Here is a 20,732-nt window from a genome sequence, read left to right on the forward strand (position 1 = left end):
GGGCGTGAATGCGGCGGAGATGGGGTAACAATCGGTAAAGAAGCGTGAGTTGGCGCGGTTTAGGGCCGTGACTATGGTCTGCCGTGACTTGGGGAGCTCAAGCGAGTCGGCCTTGGGGAAATTTGGCCACTTGAATTGAGTGAAGTCGGGTAGTGGGCATTATCGAATGAAGTTCAGCCGTCAAACAACGCTTCGGTCGCAAGCCACCGTGACTGGCGTAGGCGTTCATTCCGGTCTTCCTGTCAGTCTCACCATGGGACCTGCACCTGTTGATGCGGGTTTTATTTTTGTCCGCACCGGTCTCGACGGTTCCGACCGCGAAGTCGTGGCCACCGCCGATGCGGTGATCGCGACCGAGTTCGCGACGGTGCTGGGTGACCGCGAAGGGCCGCTGGTTTCGACCGCCGAGCACGTGCTCGCGGCGCTGCGCGGCATGGGCGTCGACAACGCCACCATCGAAGTCGACGGCGCCGAAGTTCCGATCATGGACGGGAGCGCTGCAGCGTTCGTCGCGGCGATCGATCAGGCCGGGATTGTGACCCAGCCCGGTGTCCGCCGCTTCATCCAGGTTTTGAAGCCGGTGCAGGTCAAGATCGGCGAATCGGTTGGCGAGTTGCGTCCGTTCGCCGGCGGGTTCCGCACCGAAGTCGAGATCGATTTCACCAACCAGGTGATTGGCCGCCAGACCTTCACCTTCGATCTGTCGCCGGAAGGTTTCCGCCGCGAGGTTGCCCGTGCCCGCACGTTCGGCTGCATGAGCGACGTGGCGCGGCTGTGGGGTGCAGGCTTCGCGCTCGGCGCGTCCTTCGACAACACCGTGGTGTTCGACGAGGCCCGTCTGCTCAACGCCGAGGGCCTGCGCTACGCCGACGAATGCGCCCGCCACAAGGTGCTCGACGTGATCGGCGATCTGGCGCTGGCCGGCCTGCCGCTGCTCGGCAGCTACCGTTCGGTACGGGGCGGCCACAAGCTCAACAACGCGGTGCTGAAGGCGCTGCTCGCCGACCGCAGCGCCTGGCGGGTGGTCGAATCGGAGACGGCTCGGCGGCCGGCCCGTGGCCATGTCGAAGCCGGTGCAGGCACCGTGGGCGGCCTCGTCGCCCCGGCCTATGGCCCGGACGTGTCCTGATCGCCCAAGTCCTGATCGCCTAGCCGGTCGGGCCCAATTTCCGTAATAACCACAGCAGGCTGTGAGCTTCGCCGGGTCGCCTTATTCCCGGCGGAATGGCTCCGTATTCGGTTGGTCCACGGTCATTTTTCGGCTAAGCAGGCCTGCGGTTGCGAGTAACGGCAGTCAAGGCACTGGAAATATTGCATCCATGACCGCGGTTCATGGGTGGAGTGGGGTCGCCGTTAACCGCATCAAAGGCGTCAGGTTTTACAATTCATGTCGGCAATGCGTATGGCGCTCGAATCACGCAATTCTTCTGACGTCTCCGGCCTGACCAAGGCCGCGCGCACGCTGCGTTTTGCGGCGGGCCTGATTGTGCTGGCCATGCCGCTCAGCGGCTGCGGCACCGGCGCGCTGTGGGACAAGTTCATGGCCAAGGACGACACCTTCGTCGATGAGCCCGCGGACAAGCTCTACAATGAGGGCTTGTACATGATGAACGAGAAGAAGGACCTGAAGGCCGCGTCGAAGAAGTTCGAGGAAGTCGACCGTCAGCATCCCTATTCCGACTGGGCGCGCAAGTCGCTCTTGATGTCGGCCTATTCGTTCTACCAGGCAGGCGACTACGACAGCTGCATCGGCTCTGCCACCCGCTACGTCACGCTGCATCCCGGCAGCCCGGACGCGTCCTACGCCCAGTACCTGATCGCGGCCTCGCATTTCGACCAGATCCCGGACATCTCGCGCGACCAGAGCCGCACCGAGAAGGCGATCGCGGCGCTCGAAGAGGTGGTCCGCAAATATCCGACCTCGGAATACGCCACCCAGGCCAAGTCCAAGATCCAGGCTGCGCGAGACCAGCTCGCCGGCAAGGAAATGGCGGTCGGGCGCTATTACATGGGCAAGCGCGACTTCACCGCCGCGATCAACCGCTTCAAGACCGTGGTCACGCAGTACCAAACCACGCGCCACGTCGAGGAGGCGCTGTACCGCCTCACCGAGGCCTACATGGCGATCGGCATCGCCGGCGAGGCGCAGACCGCGGCCGCGGTGCTAGGCCACAATTTTCCAGACAGCCGCTGGTACAAGGACGCATATAATCTAGTAAAGTCCGGCGGTCTCGAGCCGAGCGAGAATCAGGGATCCTGGATCAGCAGGACCTTCAAGAAGATAGGTCTCGGCTAGGAATTGTCCTCGCATGCTGGCGCGTCTGTCGATCCGTGACATCGTCCTGATCGAACGGCTCGATATCGAATTTTCCCGTGGCCTCGCGGTGCTGACCGGCGAAACCGGCGCAGGCAAATCCATCCTGCTCGATGCCTTTGCGCTGGCGCTCGGCGGCCGCGGCGATGCCGGACTGGTGCGCCACGGCGCCGAACAGGGGCAGGTCACCGCCATGTTCGACGTCCCGAAGGGGCATCCGGCGGCCGGCATCCTGGCCGAGAACGGCCTCGACGACACCGGTGAGATGATCCTGCGCCGCGTGCAGCTCGCCGACGGCCGCACCCGCGCCTTCATCAACGATCAGGCGATCAGCGTGCAGACCCTGAAGGCGGTCGGTGCCGCGCTGGTCGAGATCCACGGCCAGCATGACGAGCGCGCGCTGGTCGACGCCTCCACCCACCGCCAGCTGCTCGACGCCTTCGCCGGACACGAGAAGGAGGTCGCGGCGCTGGAAGCGTTGTGGGATATCAGGCGGACCGCCAATGCCGATCTCGACGAGCATCGCGCCGGCATGGAGCGCGCCGCGCGCGAGGCGGACTATCTGCGCCATGCCTCGCAGGAATTGAAGACGCTGGCGCCGAAGGAAGGTGAGGAGACCGAGCTCGCGGGTCGCCGCACCACCATGATGCAGGGCGAGAAGATCGCAACCGATCTGCGCGAGGCGCAGGAGGCGATCGGCGGCTCGCATTCGCCGGTGGCGTCGCTGTCGGCCGCGGTACGGCGGCTGGAGCGGCGCGCCGCCAATGCGCCTTCGCTGATCGAGCCCGCGGTCAAGGCGATCGACATTGCGATCAACGCGCTGGAAGAGGCCGACCAGCACCTCAACGCTGCGCTGGCGGCGACCGATTTCGATCCGGCCGAGCTGGAGCGCATCGAGGAGCGGCTGTTCGCGCTGCGCGCCGCCTCGCGTAAATATTCGACGCCGGTCGATCTGCTGGCTGCGCTGGCGGCGCAATATGCCGGCGACGTCGCGCTGATCGATGCCGGCGCCGACCAGCTGAAGAAGCTGGAAGCGGCCGCCGGTGAAGCCGACAAGCGCTATGCGGCGGCTGCCGCCAAACTGTCGGCGGCGCGCACCAAGGCCGCCGAGAAGCTCAACAAGGCCGTCAACGCCGAGCTTGCGCCGCTCAAGCTCGAGCGCGCGAAGTTCATGACCCAGGTCGAGAGCAACGCGGCCGCGCCGGGGCCGCAGGGCATCGACCGTGTCGAGTTCTGGGTGCAGACCAATCCGGGCACCAAGCCGGGGCCGATGATGAAGGTCGCCTCCGGCGGCGAACTGTCGCGCTTCCTGCTGGCACTGAAGGTCGTGCTGGCCGATCGCGGCTCGGCGCCGACCTTGGTGTTCGACGAAATCGACACCGGCGTCGGCGGCGCGGTGGCCGATGCGATCGGCTCGCGGCTGGCGCGCCTTGCCGGCAAGGTGCAGGTGATGGCGGTGACACACGCGCCGCAGGTCGCCGCCCGCGCCAGCCAGCATCTCCTGATCTCCAAGGACGCGCTCGACAAGGGCAAGCGGGTCGCCACCCGCGTCAACGCGCTCGCCGCCGACCACCGCCGCGAGGAGATCGCGCGCATGCTGGCCGGCGCCGAGATCACCGCGGAGGCGAGGGCGGCCGCGGAACGGCTGCTCCGGGCGGCGACAGCGTAATCTCTCCCCTCGTCATTCCGGGGCGATGCGAAGCATCGAACCCGGAATCTCGAGATTCCGGGTTCATCGCTGCGCGATGCCCCGGAATGACCACCTCAGGTACAGATCGACTCGTACAAGTCATTCCACTGCGGATTGCTCGCTTCGATCAATTGCGTCTTCCAGGCTCGCTTCCACTTCTTGAGCTCCTTCTCGCGTGATATCGCGGAGATCGGGTCGTCGTAGATTTCGAACCAAACCAGCTGCGTGATGTTGTATTTGGACGTGAAGCCTGGGACGGCCTTCATTCGATGTTCGTAGACCCGCCGCACGAGATCGTTGGTGATCCCAACATAGATTGCTCCGTCTCGTCGACTTGCTAGAATGTACACGTAGTACGACATGAGCCCCATTTCCCACACAGTCATTCCGGGGCGATGCGAAGCATCGAACCCGGAATCTCGAGATTCCGGGTTCGGTCCTGACGGACCGCCCCGGAATGACGAAAAACTATAGCGCGCCCGTCGCATGGCTAAAGCAGCAAAAAAGAAAGAACTCTCCGACGTCGACAAGCTCACCAAGGCCCAGGCCAAGGTCGAGTTGATGCGCCTTGCGCTCGAGCTCGAAGGTCACGACAAGCGCTACTATCAGGACGATGCGCCGAGCGTCACCGACGCCGAATACGACGCGCTGCGGCAGCGCTACAATGCGATCGAGAAGCGCTTTCCTGAATTCGTCACCGCGGAATCGCCGTCGCAGAAGGTCGGCGCCGCGCCGTCGGGGCGCTTCCGGAAGGTTCGCCATTCGCTGCCGATGCTGTCGCTCGACAACGCGTTCGCGGAAGCCGACGTGGTCGATTTCGTCGGGCGCATCACGCGCTTCCTCAAGCTGCCGGATGACAAGATCGATTTCTCGGCCGAGCCGAAGATCGACGGGCTCTCGATGTCGCTGCGCTACGAGGGCGGCGAACTCGTCACCGCGGCAACCCGCGGCGACGGCGCCGAGGGCGAGGACGTCACCGCCAACATCCGCACGCTCGAGGACGTGCCGCAGAAGCTGAAGGGCCGCAACGTGCCCGACATCTGCGAGGTGCGCGGCGAGGTCTACATGACCAAGAAGGCGTTCCTCGCGCTCAACGAGCGGCAGAAGGCGGCCGGCGACACCATCTTCGCCAATCCGCGCAATTCGGCGGCCGGCTCGCTGCGGCAGAAGGATCCCACAATCACTGCCTCGCGGCTGCTCGGCTTCTTCGCCTATGCCTGGGGCGAGATGAGCGCGCTGCCGGAGGATACCCAGACCGGCATGATCCACTGGTTCGAGCGGTGCGGTTTCAAGACCAATCCATTGACCAAGCTGTGCCACTCGGTCGAGGAGCTGATCGCGTTCCATCGCAAGATCGAGGAGCAGCGCGCCGAGCTCGACTACGACATCGACGGTGTCGTCTACAAGGTCGATCGCATCGACTGGCAGGAGCGGCTCGGCTTCGTGTCGCGCACGCCGCGCTGGGCGATCGCGCACAAATTCCCGGCCGAGCGCGCCATGACGGTTTTGCGCGACATCGAGATCCAGGTCGGGCGCACCGGCTCGTTCACGCCGGTCGGCAAGCTCGAGCCGGTCGGTGTCGGCGGCGTGATCGTGCAGAACGTCACGCTGCACAATGAGGACTACATCAAGGGCATCGGCAACAAGGGCGAGGTGCTGCGCGAGGGGCGCGACATCAGGATCGGCGACACCGTGGTGATCCAGCGCGCCGGCGACGTGATCCCACAGGTCGTCGACGTCGTGATCGACAAGCGGCCGAAGAATGCGAAGGAATTCCACTTCCCGAAGAAATGCCCGTGTCCGCTGCACACCGACGTGGTGCGTGAGGAGACCGCGGCCGGCGAGGAGGGCTCGCGCGCCCGCTGTACCGGCGAGTTCGCCTGTCCGTTCCAGAAGGTCGAACACCTCATTCTGTTCGTCTCGCGCCGCGCCTTCGACATCGACGGTCTCGGCGTGAAGCAGTTGCAATATTTCTTCGACGAGGGATGGGTCAAGGAGCCGGCTGATATCTTCACGCTGCAAAAGCGCAACGCGAAGCTGAAGCTGGAGGACATCGAAGGCTACGGCGAGACCTCGGTGCGCAATCTGTTCGCCGCGATCGACAGCCGCCGCAGGATTGGCCTCGAGCGCTTCATCTACGCGCTCGGCATGCGCCATGTCGGCGAGACCACCGCGCTGGCACTGGCGCGCGGCTATGGCTCCTGGGATGCGTTCCACGATGCCTGCCTCAAGGTCGCCAAGGGCGACGAGGATGCGATGGCGGAGATGGATGCGCTCGACCAGATCGGCGACACCGTGATCAGGAGCATCGCCGACTATTTCGGCGAGAGCCACAATCGCGGCATCGTCGAGCGGCTGACCGGCGAGCTCGACGAGATCATCGACGCCGAGAAGCCGAAGAGCAATTCGGCGGTGGCCGGCAAGACCGTGGTGTTCACCGGATCGCTCGAAAAGATGACACGTGACGAGGCCAAGGCGACGGCCGAGCGGCTGGGCGCCAAGGCGGCCGGCTCGGTGTCGAAGAAGACCGACTATGTCGTCGCGGGGCCGGGCGCCGGCTCGAAGCTTGCCGAAGCGCAGAAGCACGGCGTCCAGGTGCTGACCGAAGACGAGTGGCTGAAGCTGATCGGGGAGTAGGGTTGTCCGTCATTCCGGGTTCGATGCTGCGCATCGCCCCGGAATGACGAACTGCTCACATCATCCCCTGCTCATCCTCCTCGGCCTGCGCGATCAGCTCCTCGCTCACCACCACCTTCCGTCGCGGCACGACGAAGATCATGGTGCAGGCGCAGGCGATCGAGATCGCGAAGATCGCCGCGGTCAGCGGCAGCGTCGTGGTGGAGTGGCCGCCGAGATAGGCGCCGAATTGCGAGATCAGCGAGCCGATGCCCTGCTGCAGGAACCCCATGGCGCCCGAGGCGGTGCCGGCGGCTTCGGGCCGGATGCTGATCGCGCCGGCGGCGGAATTGGCCATCACGAAGGCGTTGGCGATCATCACGATCATCTGGGTGCCGAACAGCCAGAGCGGGGTCTGGTTTACTCCAGTAAAACTCCAGACCAGGTTCAACAGGCTGCCGCCGACCTGCAGGGCGAGGCCGAACCAGATCAGTTTCTCCAGCGAGTGCCGTGGCGCGAAGCGCACGCACAAGAGATTGCCGACGAAGTAGCCGAACCCCGTCATCGCGAACCACGCGCCATACTCGGCGCTGGTCCGGCCCATCTGGGTCACCACGATGTAAGGGCCGCCGCCGGCGAAGGCGAAGATGATCTGCGACGCCAATACCTGGCACAATAGATAGCCGACGAAGGCGCGGCTCGTCATCAGCTTGCCGAGGTCGCCGCGAAAGCTGCTGCTCTCGGCGCGGTCGCGGCGGGTTTCCGGCAGCGCCAACGCGATGAAGATCGTGGTGATCAGCGACGCCGCGGTGATGAGATAGAGGATCGCGCGCCAGCCGAATGTGGTCTCCAGCAGGCCGCCGGTCAGCGGGCTCACCATCTGCGCGATCATCAGTGCGGCGACGACGAGGCTGATCATGGCGCCGACCCGCTCGCGCGGATAGAGATCGCGGATGATGGCACGGCTGATCACCATGCCGCTGGCGCCGCCGAGCGCCTGGAAGAAGCGCGCCGCGATCAGTTGCGGCAAGGTCTCGGCGAACACCGAGCCGACGCCGGCCACGACCATCAGGCCGAGGCCCGCGAGCAGCACCGGCCGGCGCCCGAACCTGTCGGACAGCGGCCCCATGATCAGCTGTGAAAGCGCGATGCCGACCATGTAGAGCGACACGGTCATCTGCGCGATCGAAATGTCGCGGCCGAATGTGGTCGCCAGCACCGGCAGCGCCGGCACCAGCATGTAGAGCGAGATCGGCGCCACGCCCGTCATCACGACGAGCATCAGCAGCATGACCTTCGATGTCGCGATGTTGTCTTTGGCCGCGCCGGGCGGCTTGCCCATCACGCCGTGCATTCAGGTCCGATCCAGCATTGTGGAAAGACTGTAGCGTGCCCGTCCGCGCGGAATACGGGTGTTTCGGCATACGCCCATGCGATTTCAGGAGACGCGGTGACGATGTTTCGTCTCGCGCAATAAACGCTCTGTCGTCAGCTGCGAATTCCGCTGTCGTCCTCGGCGAAAGCGGGGACCCAGTACTCCAGAGGCAGGCGTATTTGAATTGATAGGCCGCGGCGTACTGGATCCCCCGCTTTCGCGGGGGATGACACAGAGCGTTGGGGGGGGGGACGACGTCGAGCGTGCGGATGCCTGGGCGCGCCGCTACTTCAGCGCCGCCGTTGCCTCGTCCAGCCACAGCTTGGTGGCGTTGTCGTCGAGATGCGGCCGCACCACATGCGCGACGCGGGCGTGGTAGTCGTTGAGCCAGCTTAACTCGTCCGGGCTCAGCATGCTGACCTCGATCAGGCGGCGATCGATCGGCGCCAGCGTCAGCGTCTCGAATGCATTGATCGGCCTCTCGGCGCCGGCAATGTCGGTGCCGATCACGAGCTCGAGGTTCTCGATCCTTATGCCGTAGGCGTCGGTCTTGTAGTAGCCGGGCTCGTTCGACAGGATCATGCCGCGCTTCAGCGGCGTGGTGCCGAGCTTGGAAATCCGCGCCGGCCCTTCATGGACGCTGAGATAGCTGCCGACGCCGTGGCCGGTGCCGTGCTCGAAATCAATCCCGGCCTGCCAGAGATATTGCCGCGCCAGCGTGTCGAGCTGCGCGCCGGTGGTGCCGTCGGGGAAGATCGCGCGGGCGATCGCGATATGGCCGCGCAGCACGCGGGTGAAGCGGTCGCGCATCTCGTCGGTCGGCTTGCCGATCGCGATGGTGCGGGTGACGTCGGTGGTGCCGTCCTCATATTGTGCGCCGGAATCGATCAGCAGGAGATCGCCGGGCTCGATGCGGCGGTTGCTTTTGCGCGTCACGCGGTAGTGCACGATGGCGCCGTTCGGTCCGGTGCCGGCGATGGTCGGGAAGGAGACGTCCTTCAGCGCGCCGGTCTGGCGGCGGAACGTCTCCAGCGCCTCGACGGTATCGATCTCGGTGAGGCTGCCGGAGGGCGCCTCGCGATCGATCCAGGCGAGGAAACGCACCAGCGCCACCGCGTCGCGCTGATGCGCCGTGCGCGTGCCCTCGATCTCGGTGACGTTCTTGACCGCCTTCAAGAGGCTGACCGGATCGCTGCCGCGCATCGGCTTGCCGCCGGCACCCGCGATCAGGCGGCTCAGGGCGTCGGCTGCGGTCGCGCTGTCGAGCGCGATCGAGGCGCCGCGCTTGGCGAGCTCGGTGAGTTTTGCCGCCAGCGCCGCGGGCTGCTCGACATCGGCCGATTGCTCGAGATGGTCGCGTGTCGAGTTGGACAGCTTGCGCTGATCGATGAACACCAGCGGCCGGCCTTCCTTCGGTACCAGCGCATAGGACAGCGGCAGCGGCGTATGCGAGACGTCGGCGCCGCGGATGTTGAAGGTCCAGGCGACCGCGTGGCTGTCGGACAGCACCAGCGCGTCGACGCCGAGCTTGTTGATCTCGAGGCGGATGCGCTTGAGCTTCTCGGCTTCGATCTCCCCGGAAAACTGCGCGCCGTGGATCGTGACCGGACCGAGCGGCGGTGCCGGCCGCTCGTGCCAGATCGCATCGAGCGGATTGCTGTCGACGGCGACCAGTTCCGCGCCGGCCTTGGCGCAGGCCGCTGCCAGTCGTTCGGCTGCCGCAGAAGTGTGCAGCCAGGGGTCAAATCCTAGGCGGTCGCCGGCCGCCAGATGCCGGGTCAGCCAGTGCTCCGGCGGCGGATCGACCAGCGGCTCGACCTGCCAGGCCTTGCGGTCGACCTGCTTGCCGGCCTGCAGCGTGTAGCGGCCGTCGACGAACAGGGCGGCCTCCTTGCTCAGCACGATCGCGAGCCCGGCCGATCCGGTGAAGCCGGTCAGCCAAGCGAGCCGCTCCTCGGAGGCCGCGACATATTCATTTTGCTGCTGGTCGGCGCGCGGAACCACGAATCCGGTCAGCTTGCGCCGCGCCAGCTCCTCGCGCAGCGCGCTCAAGCGGGCAGTCAGCGCCACGCCGCCTTCAGGCTCTTCGAACGTCTGGAAATGGGCTTCGAACATCGCCGTCGCACTCTCTTCGGATGGGGCATGACCTTCGCGCGAGCGCGATCAAGCATGACCATATTTTTGGCATAACTTATGCTTGAATATGGCATAGTGGAATTGGCCGGACGATGTCCACTGCACGTCAACGGTCAAGCGTACGGGGAGTGTCCAGGAGTGTCTCAACTCAACGGTGAGGAGATGCACGATGCCTGCATTCACGTTTGAGAAGATCTCGCCGCCGGTCCGCCGCGGCCCGATCGCGCCGGTCGAACAGAAGCAGCGCGGCGTCATCGTCCAGATGCTGGACCGCCTTGTCGAGGCGCGCGCCAAGCGTGCGGCCGGTCAGGGCAAGGTCGAGACCAACCGTAGCGATTCGCCAGCGCCCGAATAAACAACCCGCGGATCGCGGCTACCGTTCCAGGTCGGACGCCTTCGCCACGGTCACATTGACGACCTTGCCGTCCTCGAGCTCGCGCACGATCCGCTCATCGGGGCCGACGATGCCGAGATCGAATTCGCGCTCGGGCGTCACGAGCGTCATGCGCTGGCCGGCGATCACGACGACGGTCATGTCGAGCGTCTCGCCGGAGATCGCCCATTCCCTGAGCTCGTTGCAAAACGGCTCTTTGCGCCAGGCGTCGGGGAAGCCCGGATCGCATCTGACCTCAAGACCATCTTCCGACGTGGTCAGGACGAGCTTCGACCTGGAAGGCTTCCAGTGCTCCTCCAGCAGCTCGTTCGCCAGCCAGACGCAGCTGAACGAGCGGCATTCCATAGGCCGCCCCGGATAGGTCCGGCAGCCGCGCCCCGGCTTGCAATGCGGGCACCACGTGTTGGCGGGCTTGGCCAGTTCCTCGATCGCCATCACCTTGCAGCAGAGCGTGCAGTCGCCGCACTGTCTGCCGGTCGCGGTCACTTCACGGAGCGCAGCAGCAGGCTGCTCCAGCCCTCGATCCTCAGATGCCGCAGCGGCACCAGCCCGCGGGCACGGTAGGCGGCGATGACCGCCGGCGCCTGGTGCGTCAGCAGGCCCGAGAGAATGACCTGCGCCGACGAGGCGAGGTGGCGCGCCATCGGGCCGGCCAGCTGCCGCAGCGGATTGGCGAGGATGTTGGCGAGCACCAGGTCGAACGGACCGTCCTCGGCAAAGCGCGGAGCGGCAAAGCCGGTGGCGCGGATCACGTCCACCAGATCGCCTGCGCCGTTCAGCCGGGCATTCTCCTCGGCGACCCTGACCGACGGCGGGTCGATGTCGCTTGCCAGCACCTTGCCGTGCAGCGCCTTGGCGGCGGCGATCGCCAGCACGCCGGTCCCGGTGCCGAGATCCAGCACGCGGCGGGGCTGATACGCTTTCAGCACGTGGTCGAGCAGCAGCAGGCAGCCGCGGGTGGTGCCGTGATGGCCGGTGCCGAAGGCCAGCGCCGCCTCGATCTCGATCCCGAGCTTGTTGGGGGGTATCCGGTGCCGGTCATGCTGGCCGTGGACGATAAAGCGGCCGGCCGCGACCGGGACAAGATCCTCCAGGCTGGCCTTGACCCAGTCCTTGGCCTCCACGGTATCAAAGACTAAAGTAGATGCGACATTCTGCCGCACCACTTGGCCGACCAGCTCGCGCAGTAAATTTTGGTCCGGCGGCTCGGCAAAATGGACGGTGACGTCCCAGCGGCCATCCGGCCGCTCGAAGGCCGCAAACGCCGCCTGATCCTCGAAAAACAGCTCGGAAAGCGTGTCTACCACGCGCTTTGCGGTCGATTCATCTGGAAGGGTGACGCTGGCGCGGTGTGTGGACGGGGTCATCGGAGGCCGGTAGCGCGGTTTTTGTTAAAATTTCAAGCCGGATTCAATCGAATATCGCGAGAATTGAGAGGTTCCCGGTTCAGACAACCTTAGATGTTGCAGTACTACTACGGTGGCGGAACTGGGAACACCCTTCGTTCCAAGGCATCACAACCAAGGGCAGGGCTGCAATGAAGGCTTTTATCGTTAAGTTTTTGCGGAATGAATCCGGCGCGACCGCCATCGAATACGGACTGATCGCGACCGGTATCGCCATCGCGATCATCGCTGCGGTGAATGGCGTCGGCACGGCACTGAGCGGGACCTTCAACTCGATCAGCGGCTCGCTGAAGTAATTTCTCGAACGGCGTTCTCAGGGAAGCACCGGGCGACATGTCGCCCGGTGTTTTCTTTTTGACCGATTGTCCACAGAGCCACACGCAGCTTGTCGACAAGACATCAACTGCGTTTTCCCGGGATTGTGAGCGTCTGTCGCACAGCCGGTCCACAGTGGCGTCCACCGGTTATCCCGTCTTGAGGCAAGGCCGCCGTCCACCGCAGGCCCACAGCTTCTCAACACGCCTGTCCACAGCTTGTCCCGCGGCGCGCGGTGTGTCGTCTACGAGAACAGCGCGCGATGGTCGGCCAGGATGGCCCGCGCGGCATTGTGGCCGGGGGCGCCGGTGACGCCGCCGCCGGGATGGGCGCCGGAACCGCAATGGTAGAGGCCCTTCAGCGGTCCGCGATAGTCGGCATGGCCGAGCATCGGCCGCGCCGAGAACAACTGGTTCAGTGTCAGCGCGCCGTGAAAGATGTCGCCGCCGAGCAGGCCGAATTGCCGCTCGAGGTCGAGAGGCGACAGGACCTGGCGGCCGATCACGCTGCCTGCGAAGCCGGGGGCGTAGCGATCGACGGTTGCGATCATCAGATCGGCGACCTCTTCGCGATGATCGTCCCACGATCTGCCGTCGGGCAGTTGCGGCGCGACGTGCTGGCAGAACAGGCTCGCGACATGCTGGCCCGGCGGGCTCAGGCTGTCGTCGAGCGTCGAGGGGATCAGCACCTCGACGACCGGCGCGCGGCTCCAGCCGAATTCGCGCGCATCGTGCCAGGCGCGATCCATGTAGCCGAGGCTCGGAGCGATGATGATCCCCGCCGTAAGGTGATCCCCTAGGCCGGGCAGCGCGGTGAACGAGGGCAGGGCATTTAGCGCCACATTCATCCTGAACGTGCCGGACCCGTTCCGCCATCGGGAGATGCGCGCGCGAAACTCGGGCGCCAATGCGCCTTCCGGTACCAGGCGTGTGTACAGCAGCTTCGGATTGACGTTCGAGACGACGTATTTGGCGCGCACGGTCTTGTCATTGTCGAGGACGACGCCGACGGCGCGCTCCTTCTCGACGATCACCTCGCGGACGGCAGCATCGGTTTCGATCTCGACGCCATGGCCGCGCGCGGCACGCGCCATTGCCTGGGTGATCGCACCCATGCCGCCGATCGCGTGGCCCCAGACGCCCTTCTTGCCGTTCACCTCGCCGAACGCATGGTGCAGCATCACATAGGCCGAGCCGGCCGCGTAGGGGCTGGCATAATTGCCGACGATGGCATCGAAGCCGAACAGCGCCTTGACGAGGTCGTTCTCGAAGCGCTCGTCGAGCATCTCGCCGGCCGATCGCGTGAACAGGTCGAGCAGATTGCGCTGCTGTTCCAGCGACAGCCGGCGCAGGATGTTGGCGGTGCCGAGCGCGTTGAAGGCCTCGCTGATCGCGCCGATGCCAAAGCCCTCGACGAGGTTCGGCGGCGCGCGCAGCACGAATTGCCGCAGCACGTCTGCGATGGCTTCGAGTTCCCCTGAGAACACGCCGATTGCGGCCGCGTCCTTTTGGCTGAGCTTTTCGACCGACTCCCGGGTCCGGCCTTCGCCCGTCAGCAAATAGCTGCCGTCGGGCGAGGGGAGGAAGTTCTGCGCGCGCCGCTCGACGATCCGGAGGCCGTGATCGGCAAGTTTCAGGTCAGAGATGATCTGCGGATTGAGCAGGCTCACCGTGTAGGCGGCGACGGAGTTGCGGAAGCCCGGACAAAATTCTTCGGTGACCGCGGCGCCGCCGACTACCTTGCGGCGTTCCACGACCTTCACGCGCAGCCCGGCCATCGCGAGATAGGCCGCGCAGGTGAGGCCGTTGTGCCCCGCACCGATGATAACGACGTCTGTTTCGTTCATGTCCGCTTCAAGAAGCAGTGATTACAGCCTGCTGTGGCGCCGCAGCGCCGCGTCGTCAAGTCCGCGTGACCGCCGTTTCTTGTCCGTGATAGTGCCGTATGCTCAACTGAAATCCTCCGGTGGGGTGCCACCGGACTGTCCGCCTCCGGCGCCCGCCGGGTCCATGCCGGAGCTTTCATGACGTCTGAGCCGACCGCCTCGCGCAACCGGCTGGTGCTGGTTGTCTACACCGCCGCGATCTTCGTCAGTGCCCTGTTGCTGTTCTCGGTGCAGCCGCTGTTCACCAAGATGGTGCTGCCGCGGCTCGGCGGCTCGCCGGCGGTGTGGTCGGTGGCGATGGTGTTCTTCCAGTCGCTGCTGCTCGGCGGCTACGCCTATGCGCATCTCTTGATGAAGCTGAACGGCCGTATTGCGCCGGTCGTGGTGCATCTGGTGCTGCTCGTCGTCGCGTTGCTGACCTTGCCGCTGGCGATCAGGAGCGGCTGGGGCGAGCCGCCGACGTCCGGCTATGCGATCTGGCTGCTCGGCCTGTTCGCGGTTTCGATCGGCCTGCCGTTCTTCGCGCTCGCCGCCAACAATCCGCTGCTGCAGGCCTGGTTCGTGCGCACAGGACATCCCAATGGTCCCGATCCGTATTTCCTCTACGCATCCTCGAACATCGGCAGCTTCCTCGCGCTCTTGTCCTATCCGGTGCTGCTCGAGCCGATGTTTACGTTGCGCACCCAGAACCTGATCTGGACCGGTGGTTATGGTCTGCTGATTATTCTGATCGCAAGTTGCGGCGTGCTGCTGTTGCGGTCGCCGGCCAATGCCGCCGCGCTCGACATGCAGGTCGATGACGCCAATGCGCCGGCGCCGTCCTGGCCGCTGCGGGCGCGCTGGATCTTCCTCGCCGCGGTGCCGTCCGGCCTCTTGATCGCGGTGACGGCGCATATCTCGACCGACGTCGCCGCCGCGCCCCTGCTGTGGGTGCTGCCGCTGTCGCTGTATCTCTTGACCTGGGTGCTGGTGTTCCAGTCGCGGCCGCTATTGCCGCACAAATGGATGCTGCTGGCGCAGCCGCTGGCGATTGCCGGCGTCGTGATCCTGCTTGCGGTCGGCGGCGAGCAGAACCTGCTGCTCACGCTCGGTGGCCATCAGCTCTGCTTCTTCATCATCGCGATGGCCTGTCACGGCGAGCTCGCGCGCACCCGCCCGGCGGCGAAATATCTCACCGGATTCTACGTCGCGCTGTCGTTCGGCGGCATGGTCGGCGGCCTGTTCGCGGGGCTTATTGCGCCCTTTACTTTCTCGTGGGTCGCCGAATATCCGATCCTGCTGGCGCTTGCGGCGCTATGCCGTCCGCCCGGCGGCGCGGAGCGGCTGCCGCGCTGGAGCGCCTGGTACTGGCCGTTCCTCGCGGTGCTGGCGGTGGCGCTGATCGCGCCGAGCTATTCGGCCGGCGACATCTTCAACTGGTTCGACGTGCACCGGGTCTGGGTGATCGGCGCGGTCGGCGTGCTCTCGGCGCTGCTGGCGCTCGCGCTGAACGCCAATCGCTGGAAGATCTTCGCCACCGTCGTGGTCGCGCTGGTGGTGCTGCGCGCCTATCCATCCGACGACGGCCGCGTCGAAACCGTGCGCAGCTTCTTCGGCGTGCACAAGATCGTGGTGACGCCGAACGGGCAGTATCACGTGCTGATGCACGGCACCACGATCCATGGCGCCGAGAAGTTCAAGAACGATGACGGCACGCCGGTCGCCGGAATGCCCGAACCGATCAGCTACTATCACAAGGACGGCGGCATCGGGCGGGCGATATCAGCGATCCGCGAGCGTAAGGGCGCGCCGCTGAAGGTGGCGGTGATCGGGCTCGGTTCGGGGACGCTGACCTGCGCGTCGGCCCCCGGCGAGGACTGGCGCTTCTTCGAGATCGACCAGTCGATGGTCGATACCGCGCGCGATCCGAAATACTTCACCTACATCCAGAACTGCGAGCCGAACCTCAAGCCCGTCATCGGCGACGCGCGGCTGACCTTCGCCAAGGAGCCGGACGGCGCCTACGATCTGATCATCGTCGACGCCTATTCGTCGGACGCGATCCCGATCCATCTCGCGACCGAGGAGGCGATGGCGATCTACAAGGAGAAGCTGGCGCCGCAGGGCGCCGTCGTGATGCACGTCTCCAACCGCCACCTCGAGCTTGCCAGCGTCGTGGTCGGCATCGCCGACGCCAACGACATGAAGAGCTGGGTCTACAGCGAGGATTCCGGCCGCGACAACGAGTACATCTTCTCGACCTCGGTCGTGGTCTCCGCGCGCGAGGAGGAAGACGTCGGCAAGCTCGCATCGTCTGATGTCTGGACCGAGACCGAAGCCGACGAGAAGCAACGGGTCTGGACCGACGACTATTCGAACGTGCTGGGTGCAGTGTACCGCCGACTGCGCGACGGCGAGCAGTAGGACCTGCAAGCCGAGCCAATCGCGGCGGCTTCCGCGCGATAATTCTCTAGCGATCGGCTACCAGCAGTCTGGCGAACTGGGGCTTGACGATCGCGGCAAACATTCCGGGATCGTCGAAAGCCCTCGCCGAGAGCATTGCCCCATGAACCGATGCCATCAGCATCTGGGCCTCCTCGTGCGGCCGCTGGTCCAGCCGGAACAGATGCTGTTCCGCGCCGGCCTGCAGCACCGAGGTGAGCCATCCCGCAAGATGATGGAAATGGGCGCGGACGCGCGATGCGACCTCGTCCGGCAGCATCGGCATCTCGCCGGCAAGCATCGCGCAGACGCAGAACGGCAGCGAGGCATCGCCGATGCACGCCTGCCAGAAGTTCACGTAAGCCTGCAGTTGGTCGGTCGGGCTCGCGAATTGCTCCTGAAGCGACTTCAGGCCCAGCGCGGTCTGCTGCCGGTAGCGATCCACCAGCGCCGAGACCAGCTCGGCCTTGGTCGGGAAGTGATGGTGGATGCTCGCCTTCCGGATACCGATGGCGTCGGAAATGTCGGCATAGCTGAAGCCGTTGTAGCCCCCCGCGACGATGAGGGGCTGCGCGACGTCGAGAATTTTTTCAGAAGTCGAAATCATCACGTTCACGTTATGCCTACCTTCCAGTAGGTAAATTACAAAGGTAAATCAAGGCCTTCCTCTCCACACAGGGCGTCCGAGCGCCAGATTGACTCGGAATTGTTGTCTACCTACTAGTAGGACGATAAACAAGGAGCCTGTCAATGCAAAGCCACCTTTCGACCCAATCCACCTGGCTGCGATCCTATTATCTCGGGCGCGCCATCTTCTCGGTCGCCTGGGTCGCCGCTGCCGTTCTGTTTAGCGGCCAAGCCGGCCCTGCCGGGGTTCTGTTCGTGATCTACCCGGCGTGGGACGGCATCGCCAATCTGGCTGATGCCCGGGTCAATGGCGGCCTGAAAGCCAACCCATCCCAGGCCCTGAATGTCGTGGTCAGCGCGATCACGACGCTCGCCGTGATCGTGGCGCTCAGCCACAGCAGCTATGCCGTCCTGGCCGTGTTCGGGGTTTGGGCGATCCTCGCGGGCGTGCTGCAATTGTACACCGGCGTCAGGCGCTGGCGTCATTATGGTGCGCAATGGGCGATGATCCTGAGTGGCGCACAGTCGGCACTCGCCGGCGGCTACATGATCAGCCAGTCCATCGGCACCGTTGCGCCGACCATTCTCGACGTCGCTCCCTATGCGGGCTTCGGCGCGTTCTATTTCCTGCTTTCCGCAATCTGGCTCGTTGCCACCGGCTATCGCCACGCGCGCGCCTAGTGTCAAAGCAAGAAGCTGGAGCTCCGTTCCAGTTCAACCGGAACGGAGAGCTGTCCGGCAGCACCGGAGGAGCGCCAGCTCGCCTTCAGCGCGACGCGACTATTTGTTCTCTGGCGGCGCCGCACCCGCGGAGGCGGGCGTCGAGGCAGCGAGCAGCGGCATCGTCGGCGTGCTCTCGCCCGCATCCTCGTCTAGGAATTGCTCCACGCCGGCCTGGATCGACGATTTCGCGCTGTCCGGGCCGCGGTCGCTGAGATCGTTGTGCTGGAATTCGGTTCTGACCACCTTGATGCCGAGTCTCGCACAGGTCTCGTCGTCCGGCACGACGCCCGGATCGGCCTTGAACACCGGATCCCTGGAGCGAAACGAGAGGATCTTGATCTTGCCGTCGGTGATGAAGGGGACGCGCAGATTGTCCAGCGTGACGACCTTCTTGACCAGGTCGGGATGCTGCTTGGCGAAGAACATCGAGATGTCGCCGCCGTTGGAATGGCCGATCAACGTCAGCTGGCGATAGTTTGCGTTCGGATAGACCTTCTTGAGCTCGTCGATCGCATACATGATGTTGAAGACGCCGCGATTGTACTGCATGCGGCGGCCTACATATTCCTCGCCGACCTTGGTAACCATCGGCGCGTCGGTGTCGAGATCATGCTGAATGCTGATCACGAGGTATCCGCGCGACGCGAACAAATTGGTGAGGAACGAGTACTCGGTGTTCTTGACGGTGTTGCCGTGGCTCAGGATCGCGACCGGCAGCTCGATCATCTCGGCCATCGCCTGCACTTGCCGGTCGCGGCGCACCGCGACCTCGACCGTGACGTCGCGGTCGTCGCGCAGAACGTCGTGGAACGTCAGCGTCGTGTGACGGATGGCCCATCTGTCCGTCGTGAAATAAGCGGCCATCGCCACGACGCACAGGCAAAGGACAATGATGCCCCGTTTCATGTCGACCTCTGATCTTGCCTACGTGACCCGCGCTTCTCGCCCTGATTTCATCGGGCATACAGCGTGAATCGGCCTCCAGGGGCCAAGCGGGCGCTTGTGCCGCCGAATATCGGGCTAGTTTTACAATCAGATGACGACGGGCCGCGGCGCACGTTGACGGACGCCCTTTGCGACGGTCACAAGCGGGTGAGGGGAGCGTGAACTGACGGCGCCCTGCCTGCGGCGCCGTCACGGATCAAGAGCGTGCGGCAGATTTCTTTTGACGCGTTTTCTTCACGCGAACCGGCGCCTACTTCGCTCGAAAACGCTCTAATCCTGATAGGTGTTGCCGTAGAAGCCGCGCGGCTGATAGGCGGGGCGCGGCTGGTAGTAGCCTTGCGGCGCCGGCGCGTAGCCCTGATTGCCGTAATACTGCTGCTGCTGGCCATAGGCCTGCGCATCGTAGACGCGGCGGCTTGACGGTGGTGCCGGATAGCGGCGATCGGTCGAGCTGCCGTCGGCCGGATAGATGTAGCCGTCATCGGTGCGGGCCTGCGCCGGATAGTCGCGCGGCTGCGGCGTCAGCACGACCGGGTCGCCGGCGGCGGCGGTGCCGTACTGCTCGTCATATTGCTGCGGCGCGCGGCGGGCGACGGCGGTGCCATTGCGCCCACGCGGATTGCGCGCCAGCGCGACCTGCGACGAGCCGGTCAGCGTCACGGTGGTGTTGAGCACGCCTTCCTTCTGGACCAGCGAGTAAAGCGTGGTTGCGTTGTCGCGCGACAGCCGCACGCAGCCATGCGAGGCCGGCGAGCCGAGGCGGCTGACCGAGTCGGTGCCGTGAATCGCGTGCCCGATCTTGGTGAAGAAGATCGAGTGCGGCATCGGCGCGTCGTCGAATTCCTTGGAGTAGTGATCCTCTTCCATGCGGAAGGCGCGGAAGCTGCCGTTCGGCGTTTCGCGCGACGGGATGCCGGTCGAGACCGGCCAGTGATAGCGCGCGACGCCGTCGACCGCGACGGTCATCTGCTGGTTGTCCTTGTCGATGGTGATATCGACCTTGGCCTGTGCGGCGCCGGCGGTGAAGAGCATCACGGACGTGAACGCAATGAGGAACGAACGCATTTTACCTTTGGCCTCCAGGCCTGCTCGCGAAGCCGCGGCTCTCCGTCCCCGGCAATCAATATGCACGGAATCCGAACTTGGTTCCAGTGGCGGGCCAAGGCCGTGATCAATTGCCATGGTTAATCCCGTGCGCGGCGCAAACAAGGCCGAAGCCGGGCCTGCCTGTCACGGCGGGCTGACTTTTTCGCGAGCAGGCCGCGACCACGGCCCGATTGGTCTCCGACACGCAACCATTTGGCCGCATGGGCGTTTAACAATCCCGCCCGGCGGCGCGTTCGCGCCGCGCATCAAGGAATCCAGATGAACAACACCAAGGTGAAGACCGCGGCCGTCGTCCCAGCCGGCCTCTCCGCGCGGCTCCTGCTTGCGGCCGCAGCCCTCGCTTTGACGCTGGTCGCAGTCCCCCATGCAGGCCATGCCCAGGGCATCGTCCGCGGCGCTCATGAGGGCGCCTATGAGGGCAACCGGGTCGCCGGCCCGGTGGGCGGCGTGGTTGGCGGCGCCGTCGGCGCCGGTGTCGGTGGCGCCATGGGCGCGGTCAAGGGCGTGTTCGGCATCCCGGATCGCGGTTACCGCCGTGGCCACCGCTGCCGCGGCTATTACCGCCACGGTCATTTCCACTGCTATTGATCGTTGAAGAACCTGTAGCCCGGATGGAGCGAAGCGAAATCCGGGTTCTGCAGGCTTGGCGATAAGGTCCCGGATTGCGCTTCGCTCTATCCGGGCTACGGGCGAGCGTCATTCCGGGGCATGCGAAGCATGAACCCGGAATCTCGAAGTGACGGCGCGAGATTCCCCGATGCGCAATTGCGCATCTGAG

18 protein-coding genes are annotated in these 20,732 nt (G+C 65.0%); 9 read left to right on the plus strand and 9 right to left on the minus strand.

What is annotated here, in order from left to right; genetic code table 11:
* The first annotated feature begins 166 nt into the window (after nt 1-166).
* The 3 genes from lpxC (at nt 167) to recN (ending at nt 3,983) form a co-directional block, all read left to right on the plus strand.
* The gene (gene lpxC, locus ACVIYL_RS20700) at nt 167-1,129 is read left to right on the plus strand and encodes a UDP-3-O-acyl-N-acetylglucosamine deacetylase (RefSeq protein WP_168858441.1); all 963 of its coding nucleotides are present in this window, start codon (nt 167-169) and stop codon (nt 1,127-1,129) included.
* 258 nt (nt 1,130-1,387) lie between these two features.
* Nucleotides 1,388-2,296 (plus strand): outer membrane protein assembly factor BamD, encoded by a 909-nt coding sequence (locus ACVIYL_RS20705; protein WP_028332540.1) that lies wholly within the window; start codon nt 1,388-1,390, stop codon nt 2,294-2,296.
* Nucleotides 2,297-2,309: 13 nt separating this feature from the next.
* Nucleotides 2,310-3,983 carry a DNA repair protein RecN gene (gene recN, locus ACVIYL_RS20710; RefSeq protein ID WP_456779578.1) on the plus strand — a complete coding sequence of 558 codons (1,674 nt, stop codon included), beginning with the start codon at nt 2,310-2,312 and terminating at the stop codon, nt 3,981-3,983.
* A gap of 95 nt (nt 3,984-4,078) precedes the next feature.
* Here recN and ACVIYL_RS20715 read toward each other — a convergent pair whose 3' ends face one another.
* Nucleotides 4,079-4,366, minus strand: a complete 288-nt coding sequence (locus ACVIYL_RS20715) for a GIY-YIG nuclease family protein (RefSeq protein ID WP_057015104.1) — start codon at nt 4,364-4,366, stop codon at nt 4,079-4,081.
* Nucleotides 4,367-4,490: 124 nt separating this feature from the next.
* Here ACVIYL_RS20715 and ligA point away from each other — a divergent pair, with 124 nt between their 5' ends.
* Nucleotides 4,491-6,641, plus strand: coding sequence for an NAD-dependent DNA ligase LigA (gene ligA / locus ACVIYL_RS20720; protein WP_456779579.1), 2,151 nt, complete (start codon nt 4,491-4,493; stop codon nt 6,639-6,641).
* Between the two features lie 55 nt (nt 6,642-6,696).
* Here the strand turns inward: ligA and ACVIYL_RS20725 are convergent, their stop codons facing one another.
* Nucleotides 6,697-7,974: a multidrug effflux MFS transporter gene (locus ACVIYL_RS20725; RefSeq protein ID WP_310880673.1), complete on the minus strand. Its 1,278-nt coding sequence runs from the start codon at nt 7,972-7,974 to the stop codon at nt 6,697-6,699.
* Between the two features lie 306 nt (nt 7,975-8,280).
* Nucleotides 8,281-10,110, minus strand: coding sequence for an aminopeptidase P family protein (locus ACVIYL_RS20730; RefSeq protein WP_310880672.1), 1,830 nt, complete (start codon nt 10,108-10,110; stop codon nt 8,281-8,283).
* 190 nt (nt 10,111-10,300) lie between these two features.
* Here ACVIYL_RS20730 and ACVIYL_RS20735 point away from each other — a divergent pair, with 190 nt between their 5' ends.
* Nucleotides 10,301-10,486: a hypothetical protein gene (locus tag ACVIYL_RS20735; RefSeq protein WP_057015008.1), complete on the plus strand. Its 186-nt coding sequence runs from the start codon at nt 10,301-10,303 to the stop codon at nt 10,484-10,486.
* A gap of 18 nt (nt 10,487-10,504) precedes the next feature.
* Here ACVIYL_RS20735 and ACVIYL_RS20740 read toward each other — a convergent pair whose 3' ends face one another.
* Together ACVIYL_RS20740 and ACVIYL_RS20745 are read right to left on the minus strand one after the other, a co-directional pair.
* Nucleotides 10,505-11,011, minus strand: coding sequence for a hypothetical protein (locus ACVIYL_RS20740; RefSeq protein WP_456779580.1), 507 nt, complete (start codon nt 11,009-11,011; stop codon nt 10,505-10,507).
* Complete coding sequence (locus tag ACVIYL_RS20745) at nt 11,008-11,892, minus strand: 50S ribosomal protein L11 methyltransferase (protein ID WP_310880670.1); 885 nt, start codon at nt 11,890-11,892, stop codon at nt 11,008-11,010. The genes ACVIYL_RS20740 and ACVIYL_RS20745 overlap by 4 nt, the downstream gene beginning before the upstream one ends.
* 170 nt (nt 11,893-12,062) lie before the next feature.
* On the opposite strand from ACVIYL_RS20745, the gene ACVIYL_RS20750 reads away from it, so the two are divergent.
* A complete protein-coding gene (locus ACVIYL_RS20750; RefSeq protein ID WP_016841571.1) occupies nt 12,063-12,227 on the plus strand; it encodes a Flp family type IVb pilin in 165 nt (54 codons plus the stop codon).
* Between the two features lie 263 nt (nt 12,228-12,490).
* Here ACVIYL_RS20750 and ACVIYL_RS20755 read toward each other — a convergent pair whose 3' ends face one another.
* Entirely contained in the window at nt 12,491-14,092 is a 1,602-nt protein-coding gene (locus tag ACVIYL_RS20755; RefSeq protein WP_310880669.1) for a phytoene desaturase family protein, read from the minus strand.
* A gap of 177 nt (nt 14,093-14,269) precedes the next feature.
* Here ACVIYL_RS20755 and ACVIYL_RS20760 point away from each other — a divergent pair, with 177 nt between their 5' ends.
* Nucleotides 14,270-16,534 (plus strand): spermidine synthase, encoded by a 2,265-nt coding sequence (locus ACVIYL_RS20760; RefSeq protein WP_310880668.1) that lies wholly within the window; start codon nt 14,270-14,272, stop codon nt 16,532-16,534.
* Nucleotides 16,535-16,580: 46 nt separating this feature from the next.
* Here ACVIYL_RS20760 and ACVIYL_RS20765 read toward each other — a convergent pair whose 3' ends face one another.
* Nucleotides 16,581-17,168, minus strand: coding sequence for a TetR/AcrR family transcriptional regulator (locus tag ACVIYL_RS20765; RefSeq protein WP_253607569.1), 588 nt, complete (start codon nt 17,166-17,168; stop codon nt 16,581-16,583).
* A 134-nt stretch (nt 17,169-17,302) separates the two neighbouring features.
* Here ACVIYL_RS20765 and ACVIYL_RS20770 point away from each other — a divergent pair, with 134 nt between their 5' ends.
* On the plus strand, nt 17,303-17,860 hold the full coding sequence (locus ACVIYL_RS20770) for a DUF308 domain-containing protein (protein WP_310880667.1): 558 nt from the start codon (nt 17,303-17,305) through the stop codon (nt 17,858-17,860).
* 99 nt (nt 17,861-17,959) lie between these two features.
* On the opposite strand, the gene ACVIYL_RS20775 is transcribed toward ACVIYL_RS20770, so the two are convergent.
* Complete coding sequence (locus ACVIYL_RS20775) at nt 17,960-18,808, minus strand: alpha/beta fold hydrolase (protein WP_253607571.1); 849 nt, start codon at nt 18,806-18,808, stop codon at nt 17,960-17,962.
* 309 nt (nt 18,809-19,117) lie between these two features.
* The gene (locus ACVIYL_RS20780; protein WP_076824155.1) at nt 19,118-19,912 is read right to left on the minus strand and encodes a L,D-transpeptidase; all 795 of its coding nucleotides are present in this window, start codon (nt 19,910-19,912) and stop codon (nt 19,118-19,120) included.
* 300 nt (nt 19,913-20,212) lie between these two features.
* On the opposite strand from ACVIYL_RS20780, the gene ACVIYL_RS20785 reads away from it, so the two are divergent.
* The gene (locus tag ACVIYL_RS20785) at nt 20,213-20,542 is read left to right on the plus strand and encodes a hypothetical protein (protein ID WP_018273009.1); all 330 of its coding nucleotides are present in this window, start codon (nt 20,213-20,215) and stop codon (nt 20,540-20,542) included.
* Nucleotides 20,543-20,732 lie beyond the last annotated feature (190 nt).

Source organism: Bradyrhizobium sp. USDA 3315, from assembly GCF_054056795.1.

Bases quoted from the DNA above. Each gene is read 5' to 3' on its own strand.
- lpxC (WP_168858441.1), top strand. From the start codon at position 167: ATGAAGTTCAGCCGTCAAACAACGCTTCGGTCGCAAGCCACCGTGACT.
- ACVIYL_RS20705 (WP_028332540.1), top strand. From the start codon at position 1,388: ATGTCGGCAATGCGTATGGCGCTCGAATCACGCAATTCTTCTGACGTC.
- recN (WP_456779578.1), top strand. From the start codon at position 2,310: ATGCTGGCGCGTCTGTCGATCCGTGACATCGTCCTGATCGAACGGCTC.
- ACVIYL_RS20715 (WP_057015104.1), bottom strand. From the start codon at position 4,366: ATGTCGTACTACGTGTACATTCTAGCAAGTCGACGAGACGGAGCAATC.
- ligA (WP_456779579.1), top strand. From the start codon at position 4,491: ATGGCTAAAGCAGCAAAAAAGAAAGAACTCTCCGACGTCGACAAGCTC.
- ACVIYL_RS20725 (WP_310880673.1), bottom strand. From the start codon at position 7,974: ATGCACGGCGTGATGGGCAAGCCGCCCGGCGCGGCCAAAGACAACATC.
- ACVIYL_RS20730 (WP_310880672.1), bottom strand. From the start codon at position 10,110: ATGTTCGAAGCCCATTTCCAGACGTTCGAAGAGCCTGAAGGCGGCGTG.
- ACVIYL_RS20735 (WP_057015008.1), top strand. From the start codon at position 10,301: ATGCCTGCATTCACGTTTGAGAAGATCTCGCCGCCGGTCCGCCGCGGC.
- ACVIYL_RS20745 (WP_310880670.1), bottom strand. From the start codon at position 11,892: ATGACCCCGTCCACACACCGCGCCAGCGTCACCCTTCCAGATGAATCG.
- ACVIYL_RS20750 (WP_016841571.1), top strand. From the start codon at position 12,063: ATGAAGGCTTTTATCGTTAAGTTTTTGCGGAATGAATCCGGCGCGACC.
- ACVIYL_RS20755 (WP_310880669.1), bottom strand. From the start codon at position 14,092: ATGAACGAAACAGACGTCGTTATCATCGGTGCGGGGCACAACGGCCTC.
- ACVIYL_RS20760 (WP_310880668.1), top strand. From the start codon at position 14,270: ATGACGTCTGAGCCGACCGCCTCGCGCAACCGGCTGGTGCTGGTTGTC.
- ACVIYL_RS20770 (WP_310880667.1), top strand. From the start codon at position 17,303: ATGCAAAGCCACCTTTCGACCCAATCCACCTGGCTGCGATCCTATTAT.
- ACVIYL_RS20775 (WP_253607571.1), bottom strand. From the start codon at position 18,808: ATGAAACGGGGCATCATTGTCCTTTGCCTGTGCGTCGTGGCGATGGCC.
- ACVIYL_RS20780 (WP_076824155.1), bottom strand. From the start codon at position 19,912: ATGCGTTCGTTCCTCATTGCGTTCACGTCCGTGATGCTCTTCACCGCC.
- ACVIYL_RS20785 (WP_018273009.1), top strand. From the start codon at position 20,213: ATGAACAACACCAAGGTGAAGACCGCGGCCGTCGTCCCAGCCGGCCTC.